Origin of the sequence: Acidovorax sp., assembly GCF_046341535.1 — a bacterium.
Taxonomy (GTDB): Bacteria; Pseudomonadota; Gammaproteobacteria; order Burkholderiales; family Burkholderiaceae_C; genus Acidovorax.
Map to the genome: position 1 here is coordinate 1 of NZ_JBKDRI010000097.1, position 1165 is coordinate 1165.

A 1165-nucleotide genomic window follows, 5' to 3' on the forward strand; every position below is an offset into this window, starting at 1 on the left:
ACCAAGCCCCACGTCAACGTGGGCACGATCGGCCACGTGGACCACGGCAAGACGACGCTGACTGCGGCGATTGCCACCGTGCTGTCCACCAAGTTCGGCGGCGAAGCCAAGGCATACGACCAGATCGACGCAGCGCCTGAAGAAAAGGCCCGCGGTATCACCATCAACACCGCCCACGTGGAATACGAAACGGCCAACCGCCACTACGCCCACGTGGACTGCCCCGGCCACGCCGACTACGTCAAGAACATGATCACCGGTGCTGCCCAGATGGACGGCGCCATTTTGGTGTGCTCGGCCGCTGACGGCCCCATGCCCCAGACCCGCGAGCACATTCTGCTGGCCCGCCAGGTGGGCGTGCCCTACATCATCGTGTTCCTGAACAAGTGCGACATGGTCGACGACGAAGAACTGCTCGAACTCGTCGAAATGGAAGTGCGCGAACTCCTGGACAAGTACGACTTCCCAGGCGACGACACCCCCATCATCCGTGGCTCTGCCAAGATGGCGCTGGAAGGCGACAAGGGCAAGCTGGGTGAAGAAGCCATCATGAAGCTGGCCGACGCTCTGGACAACTACATCCCCACGCCCGAGCGCGCTGTGGACGGCGCATTCCTGATGCCCGTGGAAGACGTGTTCTCCATCTCTGGCCGCGGCACCGTGGTGACCGGTCGCGTCGAGCGCGGCGTCATCAAGGTTGGCGAAGAAATCGAAATCGTTGGTATCCGCGACACGCAAAAGACCACCTGCACCGGCGTGGAAATGTTCCGCAAGCTGCTCGACCAGGGCCAGGCGGGCGACAACGTGGGCCTGCTGCTGCGTGGCACCAAGCGCGAAGACGTCGAGCGCGGCCAGGTGCTGTGCAAGCCCGGCTCGATCAAGCCGCACACGCACTTCACTGCCGAGGTGTACGTTCTGAGCAAGGACGAAGGCGGCCGTCACACGCCGTTCTTCAACAACTACCGTCCCCAGTTCTACTTCCGCACGACAGACGTGACCGGCGCGATCGAGCTGCCAGCGGACAAGGAAATGGTCATGCCTGGCGACAACGTGTCGATCACGGTCAAGCTGATCAACCCCATCGCCATGGAAGAAGGCCTGCGCTTTGCGATCCGCGAAGGCGGCCGCACGGTGGGCGCTGGCGTGGTTGCCAAGATCATCGCCT

Annotated in this window: 1 protein-coding gene; it reads left to right on the forward strand. The window is 62.9% G+C overall.

Annotated elements, in window-relative coordinates:
• Positions 1 to 1165 (forward strand): elongation factor Tu (tuf, locus tag ACK543_RS06840; RefSeq protein WP_409942101.1); only part of this gene is annotated, 1165 nt, incomplete at both ends.